At 55.5% G+C, this 23,729-nt stretch carries 23 protein-coding genes and 1 tRNA gene; 15 read left to right on the plus strand and 9 right to left on the minus strand.

All coding sequences use genetic code 11. The annotated features are described in order from the left end of the window. Positions 1-8: 8 nt before the first annotated feature. Positions 9-1,964 carry a PAS domain-containing sensor histidine kinase gene (locus ACZ5BW_RS11985; RefSeq protein ID WP_464540241.1) on the minus strand — a complete coding sequence of 652 codons (1,956 nt, stop codon included), beginning with the start codon at positions 1,962-1,964 and terminating at the stop codon, positions 9-11. 462 nt (positions 1,965-2,426) lie between these two features. On the opposite strand from ACZ5BW_RS11985, the gene ACZ5BW_RS11990 reads away from it, so the two are divergent. The 3 genes from ACZ5BW_RS11990 to ACZ5BW_RS12000 are packed head-to-tail and all read left to right on the plus strand — an operon-like array spanning position 2,427 to position 4,335. Next, positions 2,427-3,074 carry a MotA/TolQ/ExbB proton channel family protein gene (locus tag ACZ5BW_RS11990; protein ID WP_464540244.1) on the plus strand — a complete coding sequence of 216 codons (648 nt, stop codon included), beginning with the start codon at positions 2,427-2,429 and terminating at the stop codon, positions 3,072-3,074. Further along, positions 3,061-3,462: an ExbD/TolR family protein gene (locus ACZ5BW_RS11995; protein WP_464540246.1), complete on the plus strand. Its 402-nt coding sequence runs from the start codon at positions 3,061-3,063 to the stop codon at positions 3,460-3,462. Before ACZ5BW_RS11990 ends, ACZ5BW_RS11995 begins: the two co-directional genes overlap by 14 nt. A 9-nt stretch (positions 3,463-3,471) precedes the next feature. Then, positions 3,472-4,335 (plus strand): hypothetical protein, encoded by an 864-nt coding sequence (locus ACZ5BW_RS12000; RefSeq protein ID WP_464540248.1) that lies wholly within the window; start codon positions 3,472-3,474, stop codon positions 4,333-4,335. Positions 4,336-4,457: 122 nt separating this feature from the next. Here the strand turns inward: ACZ5BW_RS12000 and ACZ5BW_RS12005 are convergent, their stop codons facing one another. Continuing rightward, positions 4,458-6,305 (minus strand): S9 family peptidase, encoded by a 1,848-nt coding sequence (locus ACZ5BW_RS12005; RefSeq protein ID WP_464540250.1) that lies wholly within the window; start codon positions 6,303-6,305, stop codon positions 4,458-4,460. Between the two features lie 289 nt (positions 6,306-6,594). Between ACZ5BW_RS12005 and ACZ5BW_RS12010 the strand changes: the two genes are divergently transcribed. Continuing rightward, positions 6,595-6,735 carry a hypothetical protein gene (locus ACZ5BW_RS12010; RefSeq protein ID WP_464540252.1) on the plus strand — a complete coding sequence of 47 codons (141 nt, stop codon included), beginning with the start codon at positions 6,595-6,597 and terminating at the stop codon, positions 6,733-6,735. On the opposite strand, the gene ACZ5BW_RS12015 is transcribed toward ACZ5BW_RS12010, so the two are convergent. Both ACZ5BW_RS12015 and ACZ5BW_RS12020 read right to left on the minus strand, forming a co-directional pair. After that, positions 6,732-7,052 (minus strand): hypothetical protein, encoded by a 321-nt coding sequence (locus ACZ5BW_RS12015; RefSeq protein WP_464540254.1) that lies wholly within the window; start codon positions 7,050-7,052, stop codon positions 6,732-6,734. The genes ACZ5BW_RS12010 and ACZ5BW_RS12015 overlap by 4 nt on opposite strands. 74 nt (positions 7,053-7,126) lie before the next feature. Then, positions 7,127-8,140 carry a methyltransferase gene (locus ACZ5BW_RS12020; protein ID WP_464540256.1) on the minus strand — a complete coding sequence of 338 codons (1,014 nt, stop codon included), beginning with the start codon at positions 8,138-8,140 and terminating at the stop codon, positions 7,127-7,129. Positions 8,141-8,479: 339 nt separating this feature from the next. Here ACZ5BW_RS12020 and ACZ5BW_RS12025 point away from each other — a divergent pair, with 339 nt between their 5' ends. Genes ACZ5BW_RS12025 through ACZ5BW_RS12035 form a run of 3 tightly spaced genes read left to right on the plus strand, consistent with a single transcriptional unit; the run spans position 8,480 to position 11,419 of the window. After that, positions 8,480-8,686, plus strand: a complete 207-nt coding sequence (locus ACZ5BW_RS12025) for a hypothetical protein (RefSeq protein WP_464540258.1) — start codon at positions 8,480-8,482, stop codon at positions 8,684-8,686. A 16-nt stretch (positions 8,687-8,702) separates the two neighbouring features. After that, positions 8,703-9,539 carry a glucose 1-dehydrogenase gene (locus tag ACZ5BW_RS12030; protein WP_464540260.1) on the plus strand — a complete coding sequence of 279 codons (837 nt, stop codon included), beginning with the start codon at positions 8,703-8,705 and terminating at the stop codon, positions 9,537-9,539. Then, complete coding sequence (locus ACZ5BW_RS12035; RefSeq protein ID WP_464540262.1) at positions 9,536-11,419, plus strand: glycoside hydrolase family 15 protein; 1,884 nt, start codon at positions 9,536-9,538, stop codon at positions 11,417-11,419. The genes ACZ5BW_RS12030 and ACZ5BW_RS12035 overlap by 4 nt, the downstream gene beginning before the upstream one ends. On the opposite strand, the gene ACZ5BW_RS12040 is transcribed toward ACZ5BW_RS12035, so the two are convergent. Both ACZ5BW_RS12040 and ACZ5BW_RS12045 read right to left on the minus strand, forming a co-directional pair. Next, a complete protein-coding gene (locus tag ACZ5BW_RS12040) occupies positions 11,362-11,577 on the minus strand; it encodes a DUF6538 domain-containing protein (protein ID WP_464540264.1) in 216 nt (71 codons plus the stop codon). The genes ACZ5BW_RS12035 and ACZ5BW_RS12040 overlap by 58 nt on opposite strands. A gap of 96 nt (positions 11,578-11,673) precedes the next feature. Beyond that, positions 11,674-11,766, minus strand: a tRNA-Ser gene (locus ACZ5BW_RS12045). A 96-nt stretch (positions 11,767-11,862) separates the two neighbouring features. On the opposite strand from ACZ5BW_RS12045, the gene mltF reads away from it, so the two are divergent. Next, positions 11,863-13,269: a membrane-bound lytic murein transglycosylase MltF gene (gene mltF, locus ACZ5BW_RS12050; RefSeq protein ID WP_464543703.1), complete on the plus strand. Its 1,407-nt coding sequence runs from the start codon at positions 11,863-11,865 to the stop codon at positions 13,267-13,269. Between the two features lie 140 nt (positions 13,270-13,409). Then, positions 13,410-14,048: a peroxiredoxin gene (locus tag ACZ5BW_RS12055; RefSeq protein WP_464540266.1), complete on the plus strand. Its 639-nt coding sequence runs from the start codon at positions 13,410-13,412 to the stop codon at positions 14,046-14,048. Positions 14,049-14,228: 180 nt separating this feature from the next. Here ACZ5BW_RS12055 and cysG read toward each other — a convergent pair whose 3' ends face one another. Then, positions 14,229-15,650, minus strand: coding sequence for a siroheme synthase CysG (cysG, locus tag ACZ5BW_RS12060; protein WP_464540268.1), 1,422 nt, complete (start codon positions 15,648-15,650; stop codon positions 14,229-14,231). 205 nt (positions 15,651-15,855) lie between these two features. On the opposite strand from cysG, the gene ACZ5BW_RS12065 reads away from it, so the two are divergent. The 6 genes from ACZ5BW_RS12065 to scpB all read left to right on the plus strand — a co-directional run bounded on the left by ACZ5BW_RS12065 (position 15,856) and on the right by scpB (position 20,829). After that, a complete protein-coding gene (locus ACZ5BW_RS12065; RefSeq protein ID WP_464540270.1) occupies positions 15,856-16,698 on the plus strand; it encodes a 3',5'-nucleoside bisphosphate phosphatase in 843 nt (280 codons plus the stop codon). A 65-nt stretch (positions 16,699-16,763) separates the two neighbouring features. Then, positions 16,764-17,396, plus strand: a complete 633-nt coding sequence (locus ACZ5BW_RS12070; protein WP_464540272.1) for an L-threonylcarbamoyladenylate synthase — start codon at positions 16,764-16,766, stop codon at positions 17,394-17,396. Then, the gene (locus ACZ5BW_RS12075) at positions 17,389-18,036 is read left to right on the plus strand and encodes a site-2 protease family protein (protein WP_464540274.1); all 648 of its coding nucleotides are present in this window, start codon (positions 17,389-17,391) and stop codon (positions 18,034-18,036) included. Before ACZ5BW_RS12070 ends, ACZ5BW_RS12075 begins: the two co-directional genes overlap by 8 nt. A 55-nt stretch (positions 18,037-18,091) precedes the next feature. Then, positions 18,092-19,294, plus strand: a complete 1,203-nt coding sequence (locus tag ACZ5BW_RS12080) for a tryptophan--tRNA ligase (RefSeq protein WP_464540276.1) — start codon at positions 18,092-18,094, stop codon at positions 19,292-19,294. Between the two features lie 85 nt (positions 19,295-19,379). Beyond that, positions 19,380-20,228, plus strand: coding sequence for a segregation and condensation protein A (locus ACZ5BW_RS12085; protein ID WP_464540278.1), 849 nt, complete (start codon positions 19,380-19,382; stop codon positions 20,226-20,228). Further along, the gene (gene scpB / locus ACZ5BW_RS12090; RefSeq protein ID WP_464540280.1) at positions 20,194-20,829 is read left to right on the plus strand and encodes an SMC-Scp complex subunit ScpB; all 636 of its coding nucleotides are present in this window, start codon (positions 20,194-20,196) and stop codon (positions 20,827-20,829) included. Before ACZ5BW_RS12085 ends, scpB begins: the two co-directional genes overlap by 35 nt. Before the next feature lie 53 nt (positions 20,830-20,882). On the opposite strand, the gene ACZ5BW_RS12095 is transcribed toward scpB, so the two are convergent. Both ACZ5BW_RS12095 and ACZ5BW_RS12100 read right to left on the minus strand, forming a co-directional pair. Next, complete coding sequence (locus ACZ5BW_RS12095) at positions 20,883-22,991, minus strand: CopD family protein (protein WP_464540282.1); 2,109 nt, start codon at positions 22,989-22,991, stop codon at positions 20,883-20,885. Further along, the gene (locus ACZ5BW_RS12100; RefSeq protein ID WP_464540284.1) at positions 22,988-23,434 is read right to left on the minus strand and encodes a copper resistance CopC family protein; all 447 of its coding nucleotides are present in this window, start codon (positions 23,432-23,434) and stop codon (positions 22,988-22,990) included. The genes ACZ5BW_RS12095 and ACZ5BW_RS12100 overlap by 4 nt, the downstream gene beginning before the upstream one ends. Positions 23,435-23,729: the final 295 nt, after the last annotated feature.

Genomic DNA, 23,729 nt, shown 5'->3' on the forward strand with positions numbered 1-23,729 from the left:
AGCACACCCTATAAGTCCTGTTCTTGCAACTGCTCGAATGGCCCTGGCGCAGGACCGGACAGTGGCAGTTGCAGGTAAAAGACAGCACCGGCACCTACCTGGCTTTCCGCCCACACACGTCCTCCCATACGCTCCATCGCTTTTTGCACCATTGCAAGCCCGATGCCTGTCCCCGGATATTCCTCGGCCCGTTGCAAGCGCTGGAATATCTCAAAAATTTTGTCGTAAAAACGCATATCAAATCCGATACCATTGTCGCGCATGCAAAGAATGCAATTGCTATCCGAAGTCCAGGCGCGAATTTCGATGACAGGCTCCGGAGCGTGTATGGAGAACTTGAGGGCGTTATCGACCAGGTTACGTAGAGCGATTGCAAGACCATCGGGATCAGCGCGAACGTGGAAATCATCCACACTGACAATGAGGCGCACGTTTTGCAGACTATCCTCGAACTGGGCCAACACCTTTGATACGAAGGCGGGAAGCCTGATGACGGTCGAAGACAGTTTTCGACGCTCAAGTTTTGAGTAGGAGAGCAAATCTTCGATTAAATCCGTCATATGCTTGGTGGCTGAACGGACATTTGTCAGAAAACTGCGACCTTCCTCGTCGAAGCGTTCGTAGTAGTTTTCCAGCAGCAGCCTGCTGTACCCGGCTATGCCGCGCAGGGGCGCTCTCAGATCATGAGATACCGAATAACAGAAATTTTCCAGTTCCTTGCTCTTGGCAAGAAGCTGGGCGGTACGCTCATTCACCTTGTATTCAAGATTAACCTTCGCATCACGCAGGGCTTCTTCAGCCTGTTTGCGCTCGGTTATATCCTTGATGGTAAGAAACGCCAATCCTTTACTGTTCTCGTAGTGCAAGACCGTTCCGGAATAACTGAAGATTCTCAACCACTCTTTATCTAGACGCCTGATGCGCAGTTCCAGATCATGCAGGTGCTCGCCCCGGAGAATGCGCGGCAAAGGCCATTGATCTATAGGCATGACGTTGCCCTCGGTGGTCGACAACTCGTAGATCCGGGCAAAACTATGAAGATTGCCCAAGACCTCTTCCGCACCGTCGATCTCATGCATTCGCAAAGCGGCGGGATTCCAGTGGAGGAGATTACGATTGAAATCGGAGATGACAAGCCCCTCGGTCATATGCTCCATCACCACCTGAAGCCGCTTTTCTGTCTCACGCTGCGCCTCTTCCAGAAGTCTCTGATCATGGACATCGGTATTGGTCCCGAACCACTGCACAACCTGACCTTCCTCGTTTCTTAACGGCTCGGCGCGGGTCAGAAATACCCGGAGCTTCCCGTCCGCGCCGCGCAGTGGAATTTCCATATCGAGCGGCTGCTCGGCAGCAGTAGCCTCATTCCAACGTTTTATTACCTCCGGCAGCAGTTCGGGATCATGAACCTTTTGCCAGCCCCAGCCCATCATCTCTTCGGGAGTGGTTCCGGTATAGTCGTACCAGCGCTGGTTGTACCAGGATCTGGATCCATCCGTCTCCCCTATCCATGCAAGCTGCTGGATGGTATTGATCATTGTCCGGAACCGCGCCTCATTTGCACGCAACTTGGCCTCGGCGCGGCGGCGGGCGCTGAGATCGAACGCCATCGCAAGAAATTGCACTTGCTCAGGCTGCGTGGACAACTCCAGGTGAACCTCGACCGGGTAATGCGTACCGTCCGCACGCAGATGCGTCGCCTCGAAAACCAGGATTTCTTTCTCACCCTTCACGAGTGGATCAATCAGAGCGCGGAACGATGCTTCGTCAAACTCCCGTTCGACTTCCAGCAGCGTCATTTTTTGCAGCGAATCCATGCTGTAGCCAAGATTACGCCGGGCTCCCCGGCTGGCGTACTCGAAATGCAGCGTCTGAGCATTCAGTAGATAAATTTCGTTCAGACTCTGCTCGAAAATTTCTGCAATCGGGGTATGGATATTCTCCACAGTGGCAGGACGGGTCATATCGCGAGCGTTCTCAGAAACGCACGCAACACTCCCTGTGTAGTTTTGGTTTAGGGATATCATTACGGAAAAACCTGATGCTCTTTTGCAAGAACGATTCGACTCGGAAAAAACTCGGGAAAAACAGAGCTATGAAACCCTAAAACGGGCTGGGTGAATAGCTGTAAGATTTTACAGGTTGGCAGGATGAAAATTAGGCTTGAGTGTTTTTGAGTGTTGACCGAAACCTTCCCGCAGACCGAAAGGGGCAGAACGAAAACAGCCTGATCTGTAAATTTCCCCTATTCTTGGGGAGGGGAAGCGCGTCTCTTAAAGCCGTACCACACTGTCTCACCGCGTCATAAACTTGCCCTGGCGGGATGGAGAGCGTTCTTTCCAGCTGCAGGAAATTGCAAGGACTGAAGAAATAGTTGTCGACAATTTAATCAACATGGGACTTATCGTCCCCGCTCGGAGATAAACATGCAGGAACTGAATGCAACCTGGACCGCGCTGAAACTCGGCGGTTTTACCGTTGTGCCGCTATCTTTGCTGGCGGTGATCGCATTGGCGATCATGCTTGAAAAGGCGTTCATCTATTGGAAGTTTGCCCGCCTGTCTCACGACCTGCTGAATCTGGTTGAGACTTACGGCTTTGCATGGGCCGATCTGGAAAAAATACTCTCCGGATTGGATGATCGCCACTATTACAAGCGCTTCTTCGAGGTCGTAATCAGTAACAGGCATCATCCGTCCTGGTGGACGGAGTCGCGCGCGGCAGACGAAGCCCAGTTGATCGAGACATCGCTGGGACGCCGGTTGTGGGTTCTGGAAACGATCGTCACCGCCGCACCTCTGCTCGGGCTTGTCGGCACGGTTATCGGCATGATGCGCGCTTTCCAGATCATTGGCGGCGAAGGGGTGGTCAACCCCACTGCCGTGACGGGAGGAGTAGCCGAAGCGCTTGTCGCCACCGTCGTCGGCCTCCTGATTGCGCTGATTGCGCTCTTCGGCTTCAATTACTTCTCCCGCCTTCAATCCCAAACGATGGATGAGATGGAACGGCTGGGCACGCGCCTCATCGATCATATTCGCCTGGATCAGGAGGAGAGCCGTCATGAAGCGGCGTAAATCCAGGGAGTACCGCAGGGGGCGCATCGAAATCATCCCGATGATCGATGTGATGTTTTTCCTGCTTGCCACATTCATGCTATCGTCATTATCGATGCAGAACCTCGATTCCCTGCAGGTGAATCTGCCGCAAGGCGAGGCCGAGAAACTCAGCGCCAAAACGCCGGTTACATTGACCTTGACGAGCGACAGCAAAATCTTTGTCAACCGCACGCCCGTGACCCTGGAGACGCTGGGTGACACCCTCAAACCACTGCTGCGCGATTCCGAACAGAAAGTGGTGGTATCGGCAGACAGCGACGCACCGCAAGGAATTGTCGTGCAGGCGATGCTGCGTGCCCGTAGTGCGGGCGCACAGCACTTTCTGATAGCCGTCAAACACAAGTAATCCCGAACGATGCTCAAGTCCGGATCGAGGGAAATCCGCATCTGGTGGCCCCTGCCGCTGGCGTCTGTCCTCTGGGTGCTCATCATCTGGGCGTTCGGGTTCTTTCTCACCGCGCCCGAGGTGGAGATCAAGGGACCTCCTGCGATTGAAGCCAGCTTCGTGGAACTCGCCGAAGAGACACCGGAACAGAAGCCACCGCCGCCCGCGCCCCCCAGTCCCAAGGCACCCCCTGCGCCTAAACCACCTCCTAAGCCTCGACCTCAATCGCGGCTGGGAGAAGGAGGAACCAAGCCACTGAAACCCAAACGGGAAAAAGCAATGGAAAACCGTGAGGGCAGCAAGGAACGCACGCCGGTTCAGAAAACTGTTCCACAGGCTTCTCCAGAGACTGAACGCCCGAAAGATCTGCTGGCGTATATGAACGAGGCGCGGGAGCGGCGCCGGGCAAGCGGAATTTTCGAGGATGAACCCGTTGAACCTGAGGCGATCGAGCGCGAGCCTTCCGAAGAAGAACTGCGCATGGCTAACGTGATGCGCAACCTCAAGGAGCCCGGCGCAAGCGGGATATTCCAGATCATCAGGATGGGGCCGCGAACGGCACAGTTTCTGTTTCGTGCCTGGAAGAAGGATAGCAGCGTTCCCCGCCGGGAGGTGGTGGAAGTCGATGCCGGGCCCGGTGGCGATATTCAACGGGCCGTCGTTCGAAAAATGATCGAACTGATCCGGCAATATCACAAAGGGGATTTCAACTGGGAATCCTATCGTCTCGACCGTGTGGTCGTCCTCTCCGCTCGACCCGAAGACAGCAAGGGCCTGGAGGATTTCCTGATACGCGAGTTTTTTGGAGAGGAGGCTGCGCCGCGACGGCGATGAAGATCGCCTGCCTGACGGCGAAGCTATCCGCTATCCCATGTACTACATTAAGATGGAAGCAAACGGCGGGCGAAGCCCGCCCTACACCGGTGATATCGGACGGTCGGCGGAACGGCGTTGTCCTACTTTTCCCCCCGGCTTACAGTCTTGTTCACGTCACCTTTCAGATACTTGTCCAGAAACTCCAGTATTCGCCAATTGGCCTCGATCTGGTTCTTTTTCTTGGTAAAACTGTGGCCTTCATCAGGAAAAACAATGTACTCCACCGGAACACCATGCTTCCTGACTGCCTCCACCATTTCATCGCTCTCGGCCTTGACCACACGCGGATCATTGGCTCCTTGAATGACCAACAAAGGCTTTTGTATTTCCCTGGCGTGGAACAGCGGGGAAGTCGCAATAAGAAAATCGATATCCGCCACCGGGTCTCCAATTTCATCATAAATGGCTTTGCGGACGGACTCCCAGTAAACAGGAATGCTCTCCAGGGTGCGCAGCCAGTTGCTGACACCGAAAATGTCCACTCCTACCTTGAAAGCTTCAGGCCGGAATGCGAGGGCTGCAAGCGTCATGTAGCCGCCATAGCTCGCGCCCATGATACCGATGCGCTCATGGTCGATGTAACCGAGACTGGCCAGAAAGGTCTTCGCTTCCACACAATCCCACAAGGGCTCTCGTCCGTGCTTGCGGTTGGCCGCAGTAAAGAAGGTTTTACCATAGCCGGAGCTTCCCCGGTTATTGATGCCCAGCACGGCATACCCGTGGTTCACGAGATACTGAATCTGCGCGCTGTAACCCCGCATGGTCTGCCCGCCAGGTCCTCCATGAACGTACACGATCGCAGGCACCTTGTTAGTGTCTGATGCTTCATGCGGCTTGTAATAGATGGATGGAATCACCATTCCATCGAAGGATCGGAACCGTACCACTTCCGCCTCCACCAGATGTGATGAATCGATCTCCTTGCTCAGGCTCTGCGTGAGCTGGTGGAACTGCCCGGTGTTGAAATCGTGCACGAACAGATTATCGGGAGAGCGATCGCCATTTACATAGAAGGCCATACGCGCACTGCTTTGCGAAAAGACCACACCGCGGATTTCTCCTTCGGGCAGCGCTGGCAGTTTTACAGGTTTTTCCCTTTCTCCATCCTCAATTTCGACAACACGAATGACGATACTCCCATCTTCGTTGATGCCCGTTACGCGAAATCGACCATCGCGTGAAAAATAGGTGTACATCACGTCCCACTCAGCGCTCTCGTGGTTGCAGACGACCCCGGAGGTGAGATCATAGGTGCACAAATGCTTGAATTCGCTTCCCTCCGTGGTAAGAAAGAAGAGTTTGCGCGAGGCGGGGTCGAAGGTTTCAGCACGGAAACTGATGGAGCCTTCATGCGGCGTGAGGTGCCTTACTTCCTGTTTTTCGACATCGAACAGGTAAATGTCACTGTCCGATGCAGTATGCGACCGGTTCAGCGCAATCCAGCGCTCGTCGCGGCTGATGGGACCAAGATCGAACCCCTGGTGATTCTTGTACAGCAAGGTTCGCGCAAAAGTCTCGGCATCGTAACGGTATACATCGAAGAATCTGGCATCTCGCTCATTGGTGGCGACGTAAAAAGCATGTCCATCAGGGCTCCAGCCCATGAATTGCGCCTTGAGCTTTTCCCCCGGTGTCAGGTCTTCCTCCTCGCCGTCGGGGGCAAGCAGGAACAGATGATAATTTTCATCACCATGATAATCCCGCGTGATCAGTACCCGATCATCGTGCGGAAAGAAGCTGACCGAAAACGTGGTATCGATGGTGGAGCGGGTCATCGGCTCGGCCGTACCGCCCATCACTGGAAGCGTATAAGCATTGAAAATGCCCGACTCATTGCTGCTGAACAGGATGCGCTCTTCATCCGCGCTGAACGACGCCCCCATTATTGAGATCGTCGCCATGAATTGTTCGATGGTATAGCGTTTCATATCGAGAGTCCCTCAATGCTGGTTTGGATTTTGGCTTGGATTAGGGCTGAATAGAGGCAAAAGGAGCCGGAGCCGGCGCAATTGTCTGCCCAGTTTCCAGTCAATAAGCGAATCAGGCAGACATATCAAAAGCACATCGTTGAGATTATATATTAGGCGTCGCACGGAACCGTCCGCCACTTTTCTTCTTCATCGACCGGTATAACCCTCTGCCAGTTGCATCACACACAGCAGTTGGCACCTCCGGAAGAAAAAATGCGACGGAACGATGACAATCGAAATTCAAGATATGAATAATCCTCTGTTGACGTCGAGGATCAATCAGGACGACCTGGCAGGAAGCCTGCATGAGGTATTCGGTCTGGCACACGTACGCCCCTACAAAGAGAAATCAGGCAGTGACGAGGGGCATCGACCAGGAAAAAACTAGGAGTTAGACTGTCGGATATCGTTGCACCTGATTTGCCACAAAAGCTCTCCATCCTTGTCTGCGGCGCGCATCGGATCGAGGATGATGGGTGTCTGCTGGTCAATGAGCACGTAGCCATCCTTGCAAATTTCATTGGCACCCTTCGTCAACGTTCTGGTTGCCCAATCCCGGCTGTTGGCACAAGGCCCCATGCGTGTCTTAATGAAATAATGCGTAGTCCCATCCCTCAATTTCATCGAACTTTGCGTATATTCAGGCGTGCCTGCACAGGCATGTAGCAACGGAACGGCCAGCAGTGTAAGGACCTGGATTTTCATGATTTTTCCGAATACGGGCGAGGCTCGATGATACAGGAGAGGGCAAGGCTGGCGGAATGGGAGCGGAAGGACGTTTATTTGATGCCGATCACCATGGAATCCGCCCCAATCAGGGGTTGCACACGCGTATCGGAAAAGCCCACCTCTTTCATCCATCCCATGCAGTCCGCGCCGGTGAAATCGAAACCTCCCGGTGTTTCTATCAGCATGTTCAGGCTCATCATCAGACCGAACGCGTTCTGTGACCGGTCGTCATCTATGATAGATTCATACACGACAAGCGCGCCGCCTGCCGTGAGTGCGTCAAACGCTTTCGCGATGAGCATTTTTTTCGTAGAGAGGTCCCAGTCGTGCAGGATATGCCCCATCAACACGACATCTGCCTTGGGCAGGTCTTCGTCGAAGAAATTACCAGGCACAAAAGAAACTCGATCACCCACGTCCGCCGCTTGAGCGTACTGCTCGAAAATCGGGCCAACCTCCGGACGGTCGTAACCCATCCCGCGCAAATGAGGATTGGCAAGAGCGATCTGCACAGCGAGGTCCCCCTGTGCCGTGCCGACATCAATGAACGTATGATAGCCCTGCCAGGGAAAGGTACGTGCAATAGTCATGTTCGCCGCGCGGCTCACGCCAGTCATGGCGGCAAGAAACTCCTTTAACCCGGCAGGGTCGGCATAAAGCTTCTCGAAGAGATCGGCCTCACCCGTCCTGATCTCGTTTTGCGGTTTGCCAGTCTGGAGCGCCTCGGTAAGATTGCTCCAGATCGGATAGAGCCGGCGGTTCGCCATCTCCAGAATGCCGCCAATGTACGATGGCTTGTTGCGGTCGAGGAACAGATCGGTTTCGGACGTGTTGCTGTAACGGTCACCTTCGCGTTTCAGGAAGCCGAGCGCTACAAGGGCATCAAGGAAGTCACACGCCGCCCGCGGATGCAATCCTACCTTTTCGGCAAGAGTACCTCGGCTCAATGAGCCTTGGGCCAATTGAGTGAACACGTCCAGCTCGACCGCAGAAAGCAGGGTCTTTGCCGGCCAGAAGGCCATACCGGTTTTAAGAATATTTTCCGGGGTAAGTTGGATTGTCATTTATTTTCCCGAGGAAATGATAATTGCTAAAAAGCAGAGTATCTCATGTCGTCTGCGGGTTTCTCGCCACAACCCGCATTACGCCTGTTTCGGTGACTGTTGGCTCTGCGGAGAGGGCGGACAGGAAACGGGAATAGCGGTTATATCATACCTATTTTGCGCGGGTTTGCCATGAGATCAATCTCGAAGGTGCACAGGTCGAATCATCAAGTTTTGCGAGTCTGGCAACTCCTCCTTCAAAGAAACAACGCAATTCAATTTCTTTCTTCGGCCTGGGTTCGAGTTTGACGCCCTTGTGAAGGCGTGCTACTTTGAAATCAGCGCCCGTGAATTACAAGTATGCGGCCTTCCTATCTGCAAACCCGACCCGAGGCAGCCGGAGAGCTTAGGAGTCCCGAAGCTGAGCTGGATACGAAAGTCTGGGACGAACTGCTTGGCGCGGTTCTTTATCCTTCGCATCGGTCGCCGATGGCGAGAGGCGTGTGGCGTGTTAAGGGCAGACGCTTTGCACTGATTCAATTCATCGATCAACAGGATAGCTATTGAGGATCAGGGAACCCCAATGAACGCAAAACAGTTCGCGATCAGCAAGGATACGTTCGGCCTTTCCGGACAGGTTGCCATGGTAACGGGTGCGTCTTCAGGCATAGGCCGCGCTTGCGCCCTCGCGCTGGGTTGCGCAGGCGTGAAGGTTGTAATCAATCATCTTCCTCAGGCCAGCAAAGATGCAGCCGAGGTATGCCGGGAGATAGAAGACGCCGGTGGGGACGCTTTTGCCTATGCCGCCGATGTGAGCAACGAGGATCAGGTCGTGGCGATGTTCGCAGCCACGGTTGCACGCTTCAGCACCCTCCATATTCTGGTGAACAATGCCGGGATCGAGAGCAGTGCCAAATTCCAGGAGATGACACTCTCCCAATGGCAGAAGGTGATCGATGTCAATCTCACCGGAATGTTTCTATGCTCTCGCGAAGCTATCCGCGAATTCCTGCGGCGGGGCGCGCAACCCGACGTGTCACGGGCAAATGGCAAGATCATATGCATGAGTTCCGTCCATCAGGTGATTCCCTGGGCATTCGAGGCTAACTATGCGGCGTCCAAAGGAGGCGTGGACCTGCTCATGCGTTCGCTCGCCCAGGAGTTTGCCCCCCAGAAAATTCGCGTCAACGCAGTGGCTCCTGGCGCCATCCGTACTCCCATCAATCGCTCTGCATGGGGGACTGAAGAGGCGATGAAAAACCTGCTCGATCTTATTCCATACAAGCGTATCGGTGAACCTGACGATATTGCGCACGCTGTGCTGTGGCTTGCTTCGGATCTGTCGGATTACATGAACGGAGCGACAATGTTCGTCGATGGTGCAATGTCCGCCTATCCGGCATTCCGGGGTGCGGGATGAGCAAACCGATCGAGGAATACGGATTCATCGGCAACATGCTGAGCGGAGCGCTTGTCGCCCGTGATGGCTCGATGGATTGGCTTTGCCTTCCACGGTTCGATTCGGATGCATGCTTTGCCGCACTGCTGGGGACATCCAAGCATGGTTACTGGCGGATTTCCCCGGCTGGCAAGAGCAAACGCCCTAGCCGACGTTATCTGCCCCATGCGCCGATCCTCGAAACCACCTTCGAGACAGAGGGTGGCATCGTGACGCTCGTGGATTTCATGCCGCTTTCTAATGACCCTGAGAGAGTCGACGTCGTCCGCCTTGTACAAGGAGTGTCAGGCAAGGTGGCGATGCGGATGGAACTGGCCCTGCGCTTCGGTTACGGCAAGACCATTCCCTGGGTACGCCGCCGCGACTATGGCATCCATGCCGTTGCCGGGCCGGATGCGGTGGAATTGGCAACCCCTGTCGCCCTTCGCGGCGAGCACATGTGCACCGTCGCCGAGTTCGAGGTGGGAGAAGGCGATGTTATCCCCTTCACGCTCGCCTATCATCCCCTACATCGGGAGCCCCACTTCATTGACGACAGCAGGATGAGACTCGAGCACACGCTCGCCTGGTGGCGGGAGTGGACCCGCGTCTGCCAGCTCTCGGAGTTCGACGAACCCGGATGGAACGATGCAGTCGAGCGCTCGCTCGTTACGCTCAAGGCGCTCTCCTATCAGTCAAGCGGCGGCATCGTCGCGGCGCTTACGACCTCCCTCCCCGAAGAGATCGGCGGAGTCCGAAACTGGGATTACCGCTACTGCTGGATCCGCGACGCCACTCTCACGTTATATGCATTCATGAATGCAGGACGCTTCGACGAGGCCGGGGCATTCAGGGAATGGATGCTCCGAGCTGCCGCTGGCGCCCCTGACCAGATGCAGATCATGTATGGGATCGGGGGCGAACGCCGCCTGACTGAAATCGAACTTCCCTGGCTGCCGGGTTACGAGAACAGCCTCCCCGTACGCATAGGCAACGGCGCGCACGACCAGATTCAGATAGACGTGTTCGGCGAGCTGATGGACACACTTTATACTGCCCGTAAGTCGCAACTCGGGCCGCATCAGGATGCCTGGCGGTTCCAGCAAGCAATTCTTTCCCGACTGGAGAGTCTTTGGCGCGGGCCAGACCAAGGCATCTGGGAGGTGCGCGGTGGGGCCAAGCACTTCGTCTATTCGAAAATGATGGCTTGGGTCGCGTTTGATCGAGCCATAAAGGCTGTGGAGCAATTCGGCTTCCCCGGTCCTGTCGGGAAATGGCGCACGCTCCGCGACGAGATTCATCGGGAAGTGCTGGCGCGCGGCTACGATAAGGAGCGGAACACATTCGTGCAGCATTACGACGGCGTGGGACTGGACGCATCCCTGCTGCTGATGGCCGAGGTAGGATTTCTGCCACCGGACGATCCCCGCTTTCGGGGAACGGTAGAAGCCATTGAACGCGACCTGATGGAAGATGGACTCGTGCTGCGCTATCGCGTTGGCGAAACCAAAGACGGGCTCCCCGGTGAGGAAGGAACTTTTCTCGTTTGCAGTTTCTGGCTCGCCGATGCCTATACAATGATCGGCCGCGGTCACGACGCGGAAGTTCTTTTCGAGCGCCTCCTGTCTCTACGCAACGACCTCGGGCTTCTTGCCGAGGAATACCACCCCCGTCACCGGCGCCAGCTGGGAAACTTTCCCCAGGCGTTTTCCCACGTCGGTTTGATCAATACGGCGTACAACCTTCGCCGCATCAGCGGTCCCGCACAGCAGCGTGCGGATCGCAGCGCGTCGCCTCATGCCACTCACACCTCCTGGACCGGAACTGCCGGTGAGCAGCACCGCGAGCGATCGATAGACTGACCTTCCTTTATCTTCGAAATAGCAACACTTTTCTCCCCTGTTTCAAGAGTTTTGGTAAACTCTCGCTTGCCAATCACTTCCTGAAGCTCAGCGGGGACGGCCACGCGGAACGAAAAGGTATCGCTGCGTCTTTGCAGGTAAGGGATTTTTCTAGGCATTGATCTGTAGAGGTGTTTTGTAGCACTTTATGTAGCAAAACATAAAAACCTACAGATACTTAGAAAGTTATTGAATTACCAATAACTTAGGAAGGCTGGCGGAGAGGGTGGGATTCGAACCCACGTGCCAGGTTACCCTGACCATCTGATTTCGAGTCAGCGCCGTTATGGCCACTTCGGTACCTCTCCAGTGATGAACTATTTTATCAGCTTATCCTATGTTTTTCTCGCGCTTGGACAAGACTCGATGGCAGAATGTTTCCCGATTCTAGTTATCTCTTCTCGATGCGATCTCTTTCTCGTTTTTTAATTGCTATTTTCGGTTGCGGCGCTCTGCTCACTTCCTGTGATTCGTTTGAAAGATCGGTATTGCCGTTCGACAAAACGGATGAGTTGGTAGTGATCACCGTCAATAGTCCGGACACGTATTACGAGAATGCGGAAGGCGGTTATGCCGGACTGGATTACGACCTCGCCACTGAATTTGCGAAGGACCTGGGAATGAAAGTGAGATTCAAGACAGTGCCCAGACTGGATAAGGTATGGTCTCTCCTTGAAAGGCACAAAGGACATTTTGCCGCTGGCATGAACATCAGCGCAAAGCACTCGCGGCATGCCGAGTTCGGCCCGATTTACCAACTCGTACAGCCCCAGCTCGCCTATAACACGGACTACAGCAAGCCAAAAAACCTTCATCAGCTCGGTGGAAGAACTATTCGCATTGCGAAAGGCGTAACTCACGCTGAGCAGCTGAACAAGGCAAAGCACGATGCGCCCGAGCTGAAATGGAAAGAAATGGACCTCACGCCCGACGAACTGCTCGCGAGACTGGCGGAAGGCAAGGTCGATTATGTGGTAGCGGATTCAACCCAGATCAATCTCGCGAAGAATTTTTACCCCAATCTGAACGCAGCATTCAATTTGGGCGATTCGGTAGGACGAGCATGGGCATTTTCACCATTTGCCGAACAGGCGTTACTGGAGGCGACACAAAAATTCTTCACCCGAATCCAGGAGGATGGCACCTTGACGCGTCTGCTTGACCGATACTACGGACACATAGAACGTCTTCATCATACGGATGTAAACGGCATTCTTGCCAAACGCCGCACCGTTTTGCCTGAGTTGCGCGAACATTTTCATGAAGCCGAAGAGCTGAGCGGCATCGACTGGAGATTGATTGCCGCACTCGCCTATCAGGAATCTCACTGGGACCCCCTGGCGACTTCTCCCTCCAACGTGCGTGGCCTCATGATGTTGACGGAAATCACGGCAGACCGGATGAAAGTGACGGATAGGCTGGATGCACGCCAAAGCATACTTGCCGGGGCACGCTACTTCGCGTTACTCAAGGATAAACTGCCCACGCGCATCAAGGAGCCGGATCGCACCTGGATGGCGCTGGCTGCCTATAACCAGGGGCCGAGTCACCTGGAAGATGCGCGCATACTGGCGGAACGGATGGGGTTGAGCCCCGATGCGTGGGTTGACCTGAAAAGAACGTTGCCGTTACTCAGCCAAAGCGAGCATTTCCGTGCTCTCAAGCATGGCTTTGCGCGTGGAGGTCAAGCGGTAGTATTGGCAGAATCAGTGCGGATCTATTATGAGATTTTGCAGAAATACGAACCTCCGTATTCGTGGGGTTTTCCGATCGTTGCCAGGAAGGAGGATGATTCGTGGCAGGAGTTCTGATGTTTTCCTTCGAAGGCGAAAACAACCGTCTCAAGGCATAATGAACGCAAATAATAGTTGTTGAGTGATTGCAGCAGGCAGGCTATATTGAGCCGATATCTATGAAATTTCCATCGACGTTTTAACTCACGGAGAATGCCATGACCTTACGCTTAGGCGATACAGCGCCCGATTTCGAACAGGAATCCTCCATCGGCAGGATCAAATTTCATGAGTGGATAGATGATTCCTGGGCAGTATTGTTTTCGCATCCCGCGGATTACACGCCGGTGTGCACAACCGAACTGGGAATGACAGCCAAGCTCAAGTCTGAATTCGACAAGCGTAATGTGAAAGCGATCGGGTTGTCGGTCGATCCTGTGGCAAAACATGCCGGGTGGATCAAGGATATCGAGGAAACGCAGAACTGTACCGTCGCCTTTCCCATTATTGCGGACGAGGACAGAAAGGTCGCAGGGCTATATGACATGATTCACCCGAATCAGTCGGAAACCATGACGGTGCGCTCACTTTTTGTGATTGACCCGAAGAAGAAAGTGCGGCTTATCCTCACTTACCCTATGAGCACCGGACGCAATTTCGATGAGGTGCTGCGGGTGATCGATGCACTGCAACTGACCGATAACTATACCGTCGCTACCCCGGCCAACTGGAATGACGGCGGTGATGTGATTATCCCGCTGACTATCCGTGATGAGGAAGTGATCAAGCAGAAGTTTCCGAAAGGCTATACCGCTCCGCGCCCCTATCTGCGCATCACGCCCCAGCCGGATAAGTAAACCAGGGCACTGAATAGTAGCAATAGTAGCATCTGGCTGTCCGCCAAACACCATTACCATTATCAGGTGGCGTTTGGCCTACGGCATGCAGACCAGGAGCCCGCCTTTGCCCGGAGTCGACCCGGGCAAAATCTAACCTGATATTGAATGCTCCTTGCAGAATACCCGTCCACAATAATTTCACTTTGCATCGTCGGACAGATTCTCCTCCGGCTGGAACCATGCAAGTTTTTGGTGCAGCTTCACAACCTCGCCCACGATAACAAGAGTGGGGGGAACGAGATGGGCGGCAGCAGTCAAGTCGGGAAGCGTTTCGAGGGTACCGGCAAGCACCCGCTGCTTGCGGGTGGTGCCCTGCTGCACGATTGCGGCGGGTGTGGTATTGGGCAGTCCGTGTGCGACCAGCTGTTTGCATAGAACGGCCAATCCAAGCAACCCCATGTAAACAACGATGGTCTGCTTCGGCCGCGCCAGCATTGGCCAGTCCAGGTCCACACTGCCATCCTTCAGGTGTCCGGTGACGAATATGCAGGACTGGGCGTAATCCCGATGTGTGAGCGGAATGCCGGCATAGGATGCAGCACCATTCGCAGCGGTAATGCCGGGCACCACTTCGAAGGGAATTCCGTATCCCGAAAGCGTTTCGATTTCCTCGCCACCGCGGCCAAAAATAAATGGGTCGCCGCCTTTCAGGCGCAACACGCGTTTGCCTTCCCTGGCCAGGCGCACCAGCAAATCATTGATCGACTCCTGTGGCATCGTGTGCCGGTTGCGTTCCTTGCCGGCATAAATCCGGGGAGTATCACGCCGCACCATATCCAGGATTTCCGGTGACACGAGCCGATCATACACGACCACGTCTGCCTGCTGCATGAGTCGCATGGCTCTAAAAGTCAGCAGTTCAGGGTCACCGGGCCCAGCCCCTACCAGATATACCTCTCCCTTGACCGGTTCTTCGGTTTCATTTTCAAGTTCGCGCTCCAGCCAGGCCTTTGCCGCCTGATCCTTGCCCGCGAACACCATTTCCGCAAACGGTCCCTGCAATACCCGCTCCCAGAACCGGCGGCGCTTCCCCGGCTGAGAGAAACGGTGTTTTACCCGGCCACGGAACTCGCCAGCATAAGCAGCCAGGCGACCGTAAGCCGCCGGTATCATGGTTTCCAGACGCGCTCGCAGCAGTCTTGTCAGCACAGGTGACGTACCTCCGCTCGAAACCGCGACAATAACCGGCGTACGGTCCACGATTGACGGCATGATGAAGGAGCAAAGAGCGGGATTATCGACGACATTGACAGGAATGCGCAGCCGATTGGCTGCTTCCGAGACCTTTTGATTGACGGCGAAATCATCCGTGGCCGCGATGGCGAGAACGGCATCTGCCAGATGATCGCCATGGAAAGTTTCGGCACGATAAACAAGCTTTCCTTCCTGTGATTGTTCATCCAGTTGCTCCTGCAACTCAGGGCAAAGTTGCGGAGCGATGACTGTCACACGCGCACCCGCGCGCAGCAGCATTGCGACCTTGCGCGCGGCCACTTCTCCCCCGCCTGCCACCACACAATTACGATCATGGATATCTAGAAAAACCGGCAGGAAATTCATTTTTTCGACTTGAATGGGAAGAGTTCTTTTCCATACTTTACCCGAAAATACTCTTCCGGTTTGGGCGGCCTTGAGCAAGGCAGCGGCATGGGTGCTTGCGATATCAGCCGGATAGCAAATTTTCGCTTCTTTTCCGTGGTAAATTTTTCATACTGCCCCTTATTTGTTATGATGCGTTCTCTCGCTTCGTGCGAACCGCCTCTTCATGCTCAATATCGATCTGCACTCCCATTCCACGGTTTCCGATGGTTTGCTGACTCCTACCCAGTTGGTGGAGCATGCGGCTGCGCGTGGCGTGGAAGTGCTGGCACTGACCGATCACGATGACATCGGCGGCCTGGAGGAAGCGCGCAAGGCCGCAGATAAAAACAGCGTTTTGTTTATCGATGGCGTGGAAATCTCCGTCAGTTGGCGTGGACAGACCGTGCATATTGTGGGATTGGGAATCGATCCCGCACACCCCCAACTAGTCGAGGGCTTGAGCACCATCCGCCAGGGCAGGACGGCGCGCGCACGCAATATTGCGGCGCAACTCGACAAATTCGGTATTCACGGCAGTTTTGAGGGCGCTTGCAGGAACGCGGGGAATGGACGGCTGATCGGCCGCATGCACTTTGCACGTTTTCTCGTTGAGCAGGGTTACGCGAAGGATATACGGACGGTATTCAGGAAATACCTTGTAAAAGGCAAACCAGGCTATGCTCCCCATCAATGGGTTTCGCTGAGTGATGCAGTAAACTGGATCCGCAGCAGTGGCGGCAGAGCTGTGATCGCCCATCCGGGGCGTTATAAATTAGGCAAGAATGCACTGGAAGAACTGCTGCTGGAATTCCAGACCCTGGGCGGGGAGGCTATAGAAGTGATTACCGCAAGCCATACACCTGAGCAATCCCTGCTTTTCGCCAACCATAGCCGGCGGCTGGGATTGCTGGCGTCGCGCGGTTCGGATTTTCATGGGCCGGGCGAGAGCTATTTCGACCTCGGTGGAATGCCTCCTTTACCTGCCAACTGTGCCCCCGTCTGGCATGATTGGCCCGGACTGATGTAAGGCGAAGATTATGCTTGCTTTTTACGAGGGCAGCATTCCCAAAAATTCAAATCGTTGTTTGCTACGTGGCTCAATTCTTTTCCATTCACCCTGATAACCCTCAGCCGCGCCTGATACGGCAGGCCTCGGCCATTGTGCAGGCGGGAGGCGTGATCGTATACCCGACTGATTCCTGCTACGCGCTGGGCGGGCAGCTGGGCGACAAAAACGTCATGAGCCGTATTCGCGTGCTGCGCGGAGTGGATGAGCATCACCATTTCACCCTCATGTGCCGGGACTTTACGGAAATCTCGCGCTACGCCAAATTCGATAACACGGAATACCGGTTGCTCAAGGCCTGCACCCCCGGTTGCTACACGTTTATCTTTCAGGCTACCCGGGAAGTGCCGCGGCGTCTGCTGCATCCCAGGCGCAACACGATCGGTGTGAGAATTCCGGATCACGCCGTCGTCCAGTCATTGCTGGCGGAACTGAATGAACCACTGCTGAGCTCTACCCTGATACTGCCAGGGGAGGAGCTTCCGCTCAATGATCCTCTGGAAATCCGCGCACGTCTCGAGCATCGGGTGGAACTGATACTGGATAGCGGCGCCTGCGGCCTCGAGATGAGCACGGTGGTTGATCTGACCGGGGATACGCCTGTGGTAGTACGGCAAGGCAAGGGCAGCCTTGCACCCTTTGGAATGCCGAATGGATAGCATTGTCCAAAACATTGCCATTTATGCGCTTCCGGTCATTTTTGCCATCACGTTGCATGAGGCTGCGCACGGGTATGTAGCCAAGCATTTCGGCGATCTCACCGCCTATACCCAGGGGCGCGTCAGCCTTAATCCCATACGTCATATCGACCCGCTGGGGACCATCGTTCTGCCGATCGTAACGATGCTGCTCGGGGGAATCCTGTTCGGCTGGGCCAAGCCGGTGCCGGTCAACTTCTCCGCGTTGCGCAATCCCAAGCAGGACATGATGTGGGTGGCACTCGCCGGTCCGGGCGCGAACCTCTTCATGGCGATACTTTGGGGGTTCGTCATCAAGTTTGCGCTCGGGCTGCCCCAGGACGGATTGGCCGAGCCGCTGATATTGATGGGTGAGGCGGGAATCAAAATCAACGTGGTGCTGATGGTGCTGAACCTGTTGCCTCTGCCGCCGCTCGATGGAGGTCGGGTTGCGGTAAGCCTGCTGCCACCCCGTCTGGCCTATAATTTTTCGAAGATCGAGCCTTACGGTTTCATGATCCTTTTGTTTCTGCTGGCGACGGGTGTACTCGGGGCTGTTATAGGACCGCTGATTGCAATCACGATCCATTTGATGGCGTTGTTTTTTGGTTTCAATGCTTAATTGAACTGCTTCTCTACTGAAGGATTCTGGTTGGAAGTTACCGAGGCAATGATTTATGTTCGCTGATCGCGTTTTGTCGGGAATGCGGCCGACGGGGGGGCTGCATCTGGGGCATTATCATGGCGTGCTCAAAAACTGGATAGAACTGCAACACGAGTTTGAATGCCTGTTCTTCGTCGCCGACTGGCATGCCCTCACAACCCATTACGATACGCCGGAAATCATCGAAGAGCATGTCTGGGACATGGTGATCGACTGGCTTGCAGCCGGTGTCGACCCGGCACAGGCGACGTTATTCATACAGTCACGTATTCCCGCGCACGCAGAGTTGCACCTGCTGCTTTCCATGATCACCCCGCTAGGCTGGCTGGAGCGCGTCCCGTCCTACAAGGATCAGCAGGAAAAGCTGGTTGAAAAAGAATTGAACACATATGGCTTTCTTGGATATCCCTTGCTGCAAAGCGCGGACATCCTTATTTACCGGGCTACACGGGTGCCGGTGGGAGAAGATCAAACGCCGCATATCGAGTTCACTCGGGAAATTGCGCGACGCTTTAATCATGTCTACGGAAAGGAACCCGGATTCCAGGAAAAGGCGGAAGCGGCGATCAAGAAACTGGGTTCCCGAAAAGCCCGCCTCTATCGGGACTTGAGGAACCGTTACCAGGAACAGGGAAACGAAGAAGCGCTTGCGGCAGCGAAATCGTTGCTGGATGAGCAGCAAAATTTGAGCATGGGTGACCAGGAACGCCTGTTCGGGTACCTGGAAGGCGGTGGAAAGATGATTCTTTCCGAGCCGGAAGCGATGCTGACGACAGCGTCGAAAATGCCCGGACTGGACGGCCAGAAAATGTCAAAGTCCTATAACAACACCATTACCCTGCGCGAAGACCCGGCGAGCGTCACCAGAAAAATTCGTACGATGCCGACCGATCCCGCACGCGTACGGCGTATTGATCCTGGAACCCCGGAGAAGTGCCCGGTATGGCAATTCCATCTCGTATACTCGGATGAAGATACGAAGAGGTGGGCTTATGAGGGCTGTATCACTGCGGGTATCGGCTGCCTGGACTGCAAGCAACCTGTCATCGATGCAATACTGGCCGAGCAGCGACCAATGCACCAACGTGCACGCATATACGAAGAAGAGCCTTCACTGGTGCGAAATATCATTGCCGATGGTTGCGAAAAGGCCGATAAGCTGGCACAGGAAACCATGCGCGAGGTCAGGGAGGCAATGGGACTGGATTATTCCTGATTTTTGCTTTGCACGAAGCAACATAGGCAGTCCAGCCGCATCGACGCTTGCTATCTATCATGGACGTTGCTCGATTTATCCGAGAATGAACGATTTTCAAAGCCTTTCCATTGAGGAACCCCCTGCTCCGCCGGTGACAAACCCTGTGGTAAATCCCATTGCCCGCATACATGGCGAGCCGGTGACGGAGATCCCATCGGATTTATATATTCCACCGGATGCGCTGGAAGTATTTCTCGATACGTTTCAGGGGCCATTGGACCTGCTGCTTTATCTTATTCGCAGGCACAATCTGGATGTACTCGATATACCGATGGCGGAACTCACGCGTCAATATTTGGCTTATATCGAAATGATGCGTGCGAATAAACTGGAACTGGCCGCGGAATACCTATTGATGGCCGCTGTTCTGATCGAAATCAAGTCGCGGATGTTGCTGCCCAAACCCGTTGCCAGGGAGGATGAGGACGAGGTGGACCCGCGAGCAGAACTGGTGCGGCGTCTACTGGAATACGAGCAGATGAAGGTCGCTGGGCAGAAGCTCAACGCGCTGCCCCAGGTGGAACGCGATTTCGCGCTGACGAACGTATGGATCGAGCAAAAAGTGATTGAACGCCTACCGGAAGTCAACGCCGATGATCTTCGCAATGCCTGGCTTATCCTGATGGCGCGCCTGAACGTAAATCGCCGGCACAACATCACGCGGGAAGAACTTTCAGTCCGCGAACATATGAGCCGTATCCTGCGGCATGTGCAGGGACACCATTTTGTGGAATTCAGTGATTTATTTGATGCCGCTGCCGGAGCAGCGGGACTTGTGGTGACGTTTCTGGCGTTATTGGAGCTTGTGAAGGAACGCCAGGTGGAGGTCAGTCAGCCGCACGCTTTTGAAATGATTTATGTCCGACCGATCAGCGTCCTTACCACCGCCTAGTTTCTCTGTTTCATCCCCTGTTCAGGTTAAAAAGGTTCTGGAAGCTGCATTACTCACCAGCCCGGAACCTCTCCCTCTGTCGGAACTGAAAAAACTGTTCGCGGGTGAACTAGGCTCGGAAATCCTGCGGCGCCTGCTGGACGAGTTGAGCAGGGACTGGGAAGGAAGAGGCGTGGAACTCGTGCAGGTTGCAAGCGGGTGGCGCTTCCAGGCTAAAGCGGAAATGCAGGAATTTCTCGATCGCCTCAACCCGCAGAAACCGCCTCGCTATTCGCGGGCAGTATTGGAAACGCTCGCCATCATTGCGTATCGCCAGCCAGTGACACGCGGCGATATCGAGGAGATACGGGGGGTTGCGGTCGCCAGTTCAGTGCTGAAGGCATTGGAATCAAGAGGCTGGATATCTGCCGTCGGCCATCGTGAGGTACCGGGTAGGCCCATCTTGTATGCTACGACCGTTGAATTTCTTAATGATCTTGGACTTCGCTCCCTGGAGGAATTGCCGCCATTGGAAGAACTGGGTTCACTGATTGAACCGAAGGAAAACGTGGAACAACCGCCTGATCCAGAGAACACGCCTCAAACAGGCAATCCCGATTGAACATGAGGAGTCGGGGCTCTTGATTGAGGCAGCCTCCCTTTTACCGCTAATCGCTAATGCACATGCTCGCCTGGCGGCGGGAGGATTTCCCCTTCGCGGTTGAGTTGCGCCACCTGCTGCATCAGCATGTCGGGGCTGGACCAGCCCGCGCCATCGAATTCGGGTATCCAGCGCGCGCGCAGAAAGCCGAAGCGGTCCACCAGGAACTCCATGTGGTCAGGCACCGTGCCAGCACCCAGGAGGTCCGGATGGGAGAGCGTGCGCCGGAACAGGGCATAGCTGCGCACGATCTCCTCCGCCCCTTCGGTCACGACGGGGAAGTGAACGCTCGCTTTGAGCTGGCCAAGAGCGGTTGTGCTCAAATCATGCTCGGGCACCGCCAGAAGCACCGTGTTGCCGGCCTGCAGTTCTGCATGGAGCGCTTCCAATTGTGCCAGGCGCTCGCGCGATTGCGGCCAGGAGAATAATACCAGCAGTACGTTCTTCTGGTTGCGGAAGTCCTTCAGGGTGCCGCTTGAGCCATCCTGCGCCATATACGAGAAATTGGGCGGACCCATGTTGGGCTGCGGCTGCTCGGGCTTGACAGTGGGACTCATCAGGCGCGCCTGGTAGCCGCGCGACATGGCGTGCAGGAAGTTCACAACGTCCCAGCGGTCTTCCTCATCGAGCTTGTCGCCAAAGGAAGGCATGCCGGTATCGGGGATGCCGAAGGAGAGCCAGTGGAAGAAGTCGCCTGCGGTATGGCGGGCCGTGTGCGGTTCGGTCAGAAGGTCCACCGGCGGCTTGGCAAAGCTCTTGGCCATCACGCCATCGCCCTTGCCTTGCAGCCCGTGACAGGCTACACAGTTCTCGGCAAAATGGACGGCGCCATTGGAAATGGAGATGGTGTCAAATGGCACCGGGGTCTTGCGGTAGGTCTCGGGATAGGCATCCACCGTCAAAGGCGGCAGGCCTACGCCTAAACCTGCGAGTGCCAGGAGGACGGGCAACCCGAAGCGCAGCTTTTTGTCCCAGTGCTTCCTGCGCCCAAAGAAGACTGCGGCCGCGGCCAGAGCGAGCAGGGCGATGCCGCTGTAGACGCGCAGCATGATGGCAGGCTCCCCCCAGGTGGCGGCAAGGGAGAAACGGAAGGAATAGGGCCAGTCCTGGATCAGGGCGTGCTTGGCAGGAACCGTGTTGGCAACGATGGTGGCAAGCAGCACTATCCCTAAGGCCAGCACGAATTCGAAGCTCACCCATTTCCTGAGCTTTCGTCCGCCGTTATCTGCTCCTTTTGTTCCTGCGTCCTTGTAGAACAGCGGCAGCCAGCTCGAGCGCGCGCGCGAGGCGATGATGAGCACCACCACCAGCAGGGCGATCTTGCCATTGAGCAGCCAGCCGTATTGGGTGGCAACCAGTCCGCTGTAGTTGGCATCGACCATGCGGTAGGTGATGAGGATGCCGGTTGCAATCACCGCCAGCATGACGGGCAGCGCCAGGGTGGAGAAGCGCCGCAGGGCCTGGGCATCCTGCCGGAAGGCTTCCTCGCGCGACTGGAATACGGCGTGGATGCGCTGGAGCGCCTGCGTCTGCAGGCCAGGCTGTATGCCGGTATTTCTGGTGGAGGCCTGTTTCAGTTCGCTCTCGGGCTTGCAGGCAAAGCAGACCACGAGGAAAGCCGGCAAGGCGCCAAACCAGACGCTGCCCAGGATGATGTGCAGGGCGTAGGGCAGAAGCGAGACGACCGAGAGGTCTTCGGCTGCGGCGTGGCTGGCAAGCGAGCCGACCCCTAAGGTCAGGGCCGCCATGCTTGCGCACAGGATGTATTGCCAGCGCGCAGGCGGGGAGAAGCGGATGTAGAGGGCAATGGCAAAGACGACGAGAGCGCAGGCGGCGCGTGCGAGCCAGATATGCCCCATGCGCGTATTTTCCATGAGGGAGAGCCAGGCGGCCGGATGCCAGGCGTTCTCGTCAATCCCGGTGGCTTGTGCCGTGGTGGTCGCCAGGATGCCAAGCAGGCCGGCGAGCAGGATGAGGGCGAGCCACGGCAGCGCGCGCTCCACCCGCATGACCCAGGGCGAGTGGACGGAGCCGGCAATGGCCAGAAACACGCAGCCGCCTACCAGGATCATGTTGGACGCAAGCTGCGACCAGCGCAGGAGCGTCGCGATGACCTCGATCATTTCGCGGCAGCTTTGTTCTTTATCGTGAAGTCGTAGGACGAGTCAACCACATGTCCGTCCACCGACAGCACCCGGAACTTGACCGTGTACTTGCCCGGATTCAACTCCGGCAGGGGCAGAACGATGGCTTTGGGGTCGCCGGCATCGACGTGCGGCTTGGTTTCGGTGACAGGCGCCTTGGAGGAGTCGAGCACGGAAAGCGCTGCATAGTCCTTTTCGACTTCTTCGTTGAAGAACAGCCGTACCTGGGCGGGGACCTGTGTCAGTTGCGCGCGGCGCGCAGGTTCTGACTTGACCAGCATGGCGTGTGCGAGCACCGGTGTGCTATGCAGCCCCGCCGCGAGCAGCAGGAACGACAAAAGACTGGGTGCCAGCAGGTGAAGCCGATTTCCTGTTCTTGCTCTCCTTGTTCTCCTGTCAGCAGATATCATCGATGGTTGCATTTTTGCTCCTCTTATATATGGGCTCTGCACCCGAAGATCGGCTTCGGGCAGCCACTGTGATCCTTGTCTTTTTTATTTGTCCCCGGTTGTTCCTGTTTGATCCACGCCCGGTTTCATTGTCTGCACCCGGCTTTATTACTGTCTTTTCTGTTCCTGCCTTCCTGCCCATTTCCCTTTTTGCCTTATTGAACCTTGGACTCTTCTCCGCGCGCATGGTTCAGAGCAGAGTCGGCGCGTGACCGGAAAGCAGGCGCTGCGACCGGAGCATGTGCCGAAGGGGTAGCACCTCGTATCG

The organism is Nitrosospira sp. TNL300 (assembly GCF_055385915.1).

What these genes read in the sequence shown, in the direction of transcription:
- ACZ5BW_RS12025 (WP_464540258.1), top strand. Translation starts at nt 8,480, where the DNA reads ATGCGGCCTTCCTATCTGCAAACCCGACCCGAGGCAGCCGGAGAGCTT.
- ACZ5BW_RS12055 (WP_464540266.1), top strand. Translation starts at nt 13,410, where the DNA reads ATGACCTTACGCTTAGGCGATACAGCGCCCGATTTCGAACAGGAATCC.
- ACZ5BW_RS12100 (WP_464540284.1), bottom strand. Translation starts at nt 23,434, where the DNA reads ATGCAACCATCGATGATATCTGCTGACAGGAGAACAAGGAGAGCAAGA.
- ACZ5BW_RS12040 (WP_464540264.1), bottom strand. Translation starts at nt 11,577, where the DNA reads ATGCCTAGAAAAATCCCTTACCTGCAAAGACGCAGCGATACCTTTTCG.
- ACZ5BW_RS11985 (WP_464540241.1), bottom strand. Translation starts at nt 1,964, where the DNA reads ATGACCCGTCCTGCCACTGTGGAGAATATCCATACCCCGATTGCAGAA.
- ACZ5BW_RS11995 (WP_464540246.1), top strand. Translation starts at nt 3,061, where the DNA reads ATGAAGCGGCGTAAATCCAGGGAGTACCGCAGGGGGCGCATCGAAATC.
- ACZ5BW_RS11990 (WP_464540244.1), top strand. Translation starts at nt 2,427, where the DNA reads ATGCAGGAACTGAATGCAACCTGGACCGCGCTGAAACTCGGCGGTTTT.
- cysG (WP_464540268.1), bottom strand. Translation starts at nt 15,650, where the DNA reads ATGAATTTCCTGCCGGTTTTTCTAGATATCCATGATCGTAATTGTGTG.
- ACZ5BW_RS12005 (WP_464540250.1), bottom strand. Translation starts at nt 6,305, where the DNA reads ATGAAACGCTATACCATCGAACAATTCATGGCGACGATCTCAATAATG.
- ACZ5BW_RS12000 (WP_464540248.1), top strand. Translation starts at nt 3,472, where the DNA reads ATGCTCAAGTCCGGATCGAGGGAAATCCGCATCTGGTGGCCCCTGCCG.
- scpB (WP_464540280.1), top strand. Translation starts at nt 20,194, where the DNA reads ATGTCCGACCGATCAGCGTCCTTACCACCGCCTAGTTTCTCTGTTTCA.
- ACZ5BW_RS12095 (WP_464540282.1), bottom strand. Translation starts at nt 22,991, where the DNA reads ATGATCGAGGTCATCGCGACGCTCCTGCGCTGGTCGCAGCTTGCGTCC.
- ACZ5BW_RS12065 (WP_464540270.1), top strand. Translation starts at nt 15,856, where the DNA reads ATGCTCAATATCGATCTGCACTCCCATTCCACGGTTTCCGATGGTTTG.
- ACZ5BW_RS12085 (WP_464540278.1), top strand. Translation starts at nt 19,380, where the DNA reads ATGAACGATTTTCAAAGCCTTTCCATTGAGGAACCCCCTGCTCCGCCG.
- mltF (WP_464543703.1), top strand. Translation starts at nt 11,863, where the DNA reads ATGCGATCTCTTTCTCGTTTTTTAATTGCTATTTTCGGTTGCGGCGCT.
- ACZ5BW_RS12010 (WP_464540252.1), top strand. Translation starts at nt 6,595, where the DNA reads ATGAATAATCCTCTGTTGACGTCGAGGATCAATCAGGACGACCTGGCA.
- ACZ5BW_RS12035 (WP_464540262.1), top strand. Translation starts at nt 9,536, where the DNA reads ATGAGCAAACCGATCGAGGAATACGGATTCATCGGCAACATGCTGAGC.
- ACZ5BW_RS12020 (WP_464540256.1), bottom strand. Translation starts at nt 8,140, where the DNA reads ATGACAATCCAACTTACCCCGGAAAATATTCTTAAAACCGGTATGGCC.
- ACZ5BW_RS12080 (WP_464540276.1), top strand. Translation starts at nt 18,092, where the DNA reads ATGTTCGCTGATCGCGTTTTGTCGGGAATGCGGCCGACGGGGGGGCTG.
- ACZ5BW_RS12030 (WP_464540260.1), top strand. Translation starts at nt 8,703, where the DNA reads ATGAACGCAAAACAGTTCGCGATCAGCAAGGATACGTTCGGCCTTTCC.
- ACZ5BW_RS12015 (WP_464540254.1), bottom strand. Translation starts at nt 7,052, where the DNA reads ATGAAAATCCAGGTCCTTACACTGCTGGCCGTTCCGTTGCTACATGCC.
- ACZ5BW_RS12075 (WP_464540274.1), top strand. Translation starts at nt 17,389, where the DNA reads ATGGATAGCATTGTCCAAAACATTGCCATTTATGCGCTTCCGGTCATT.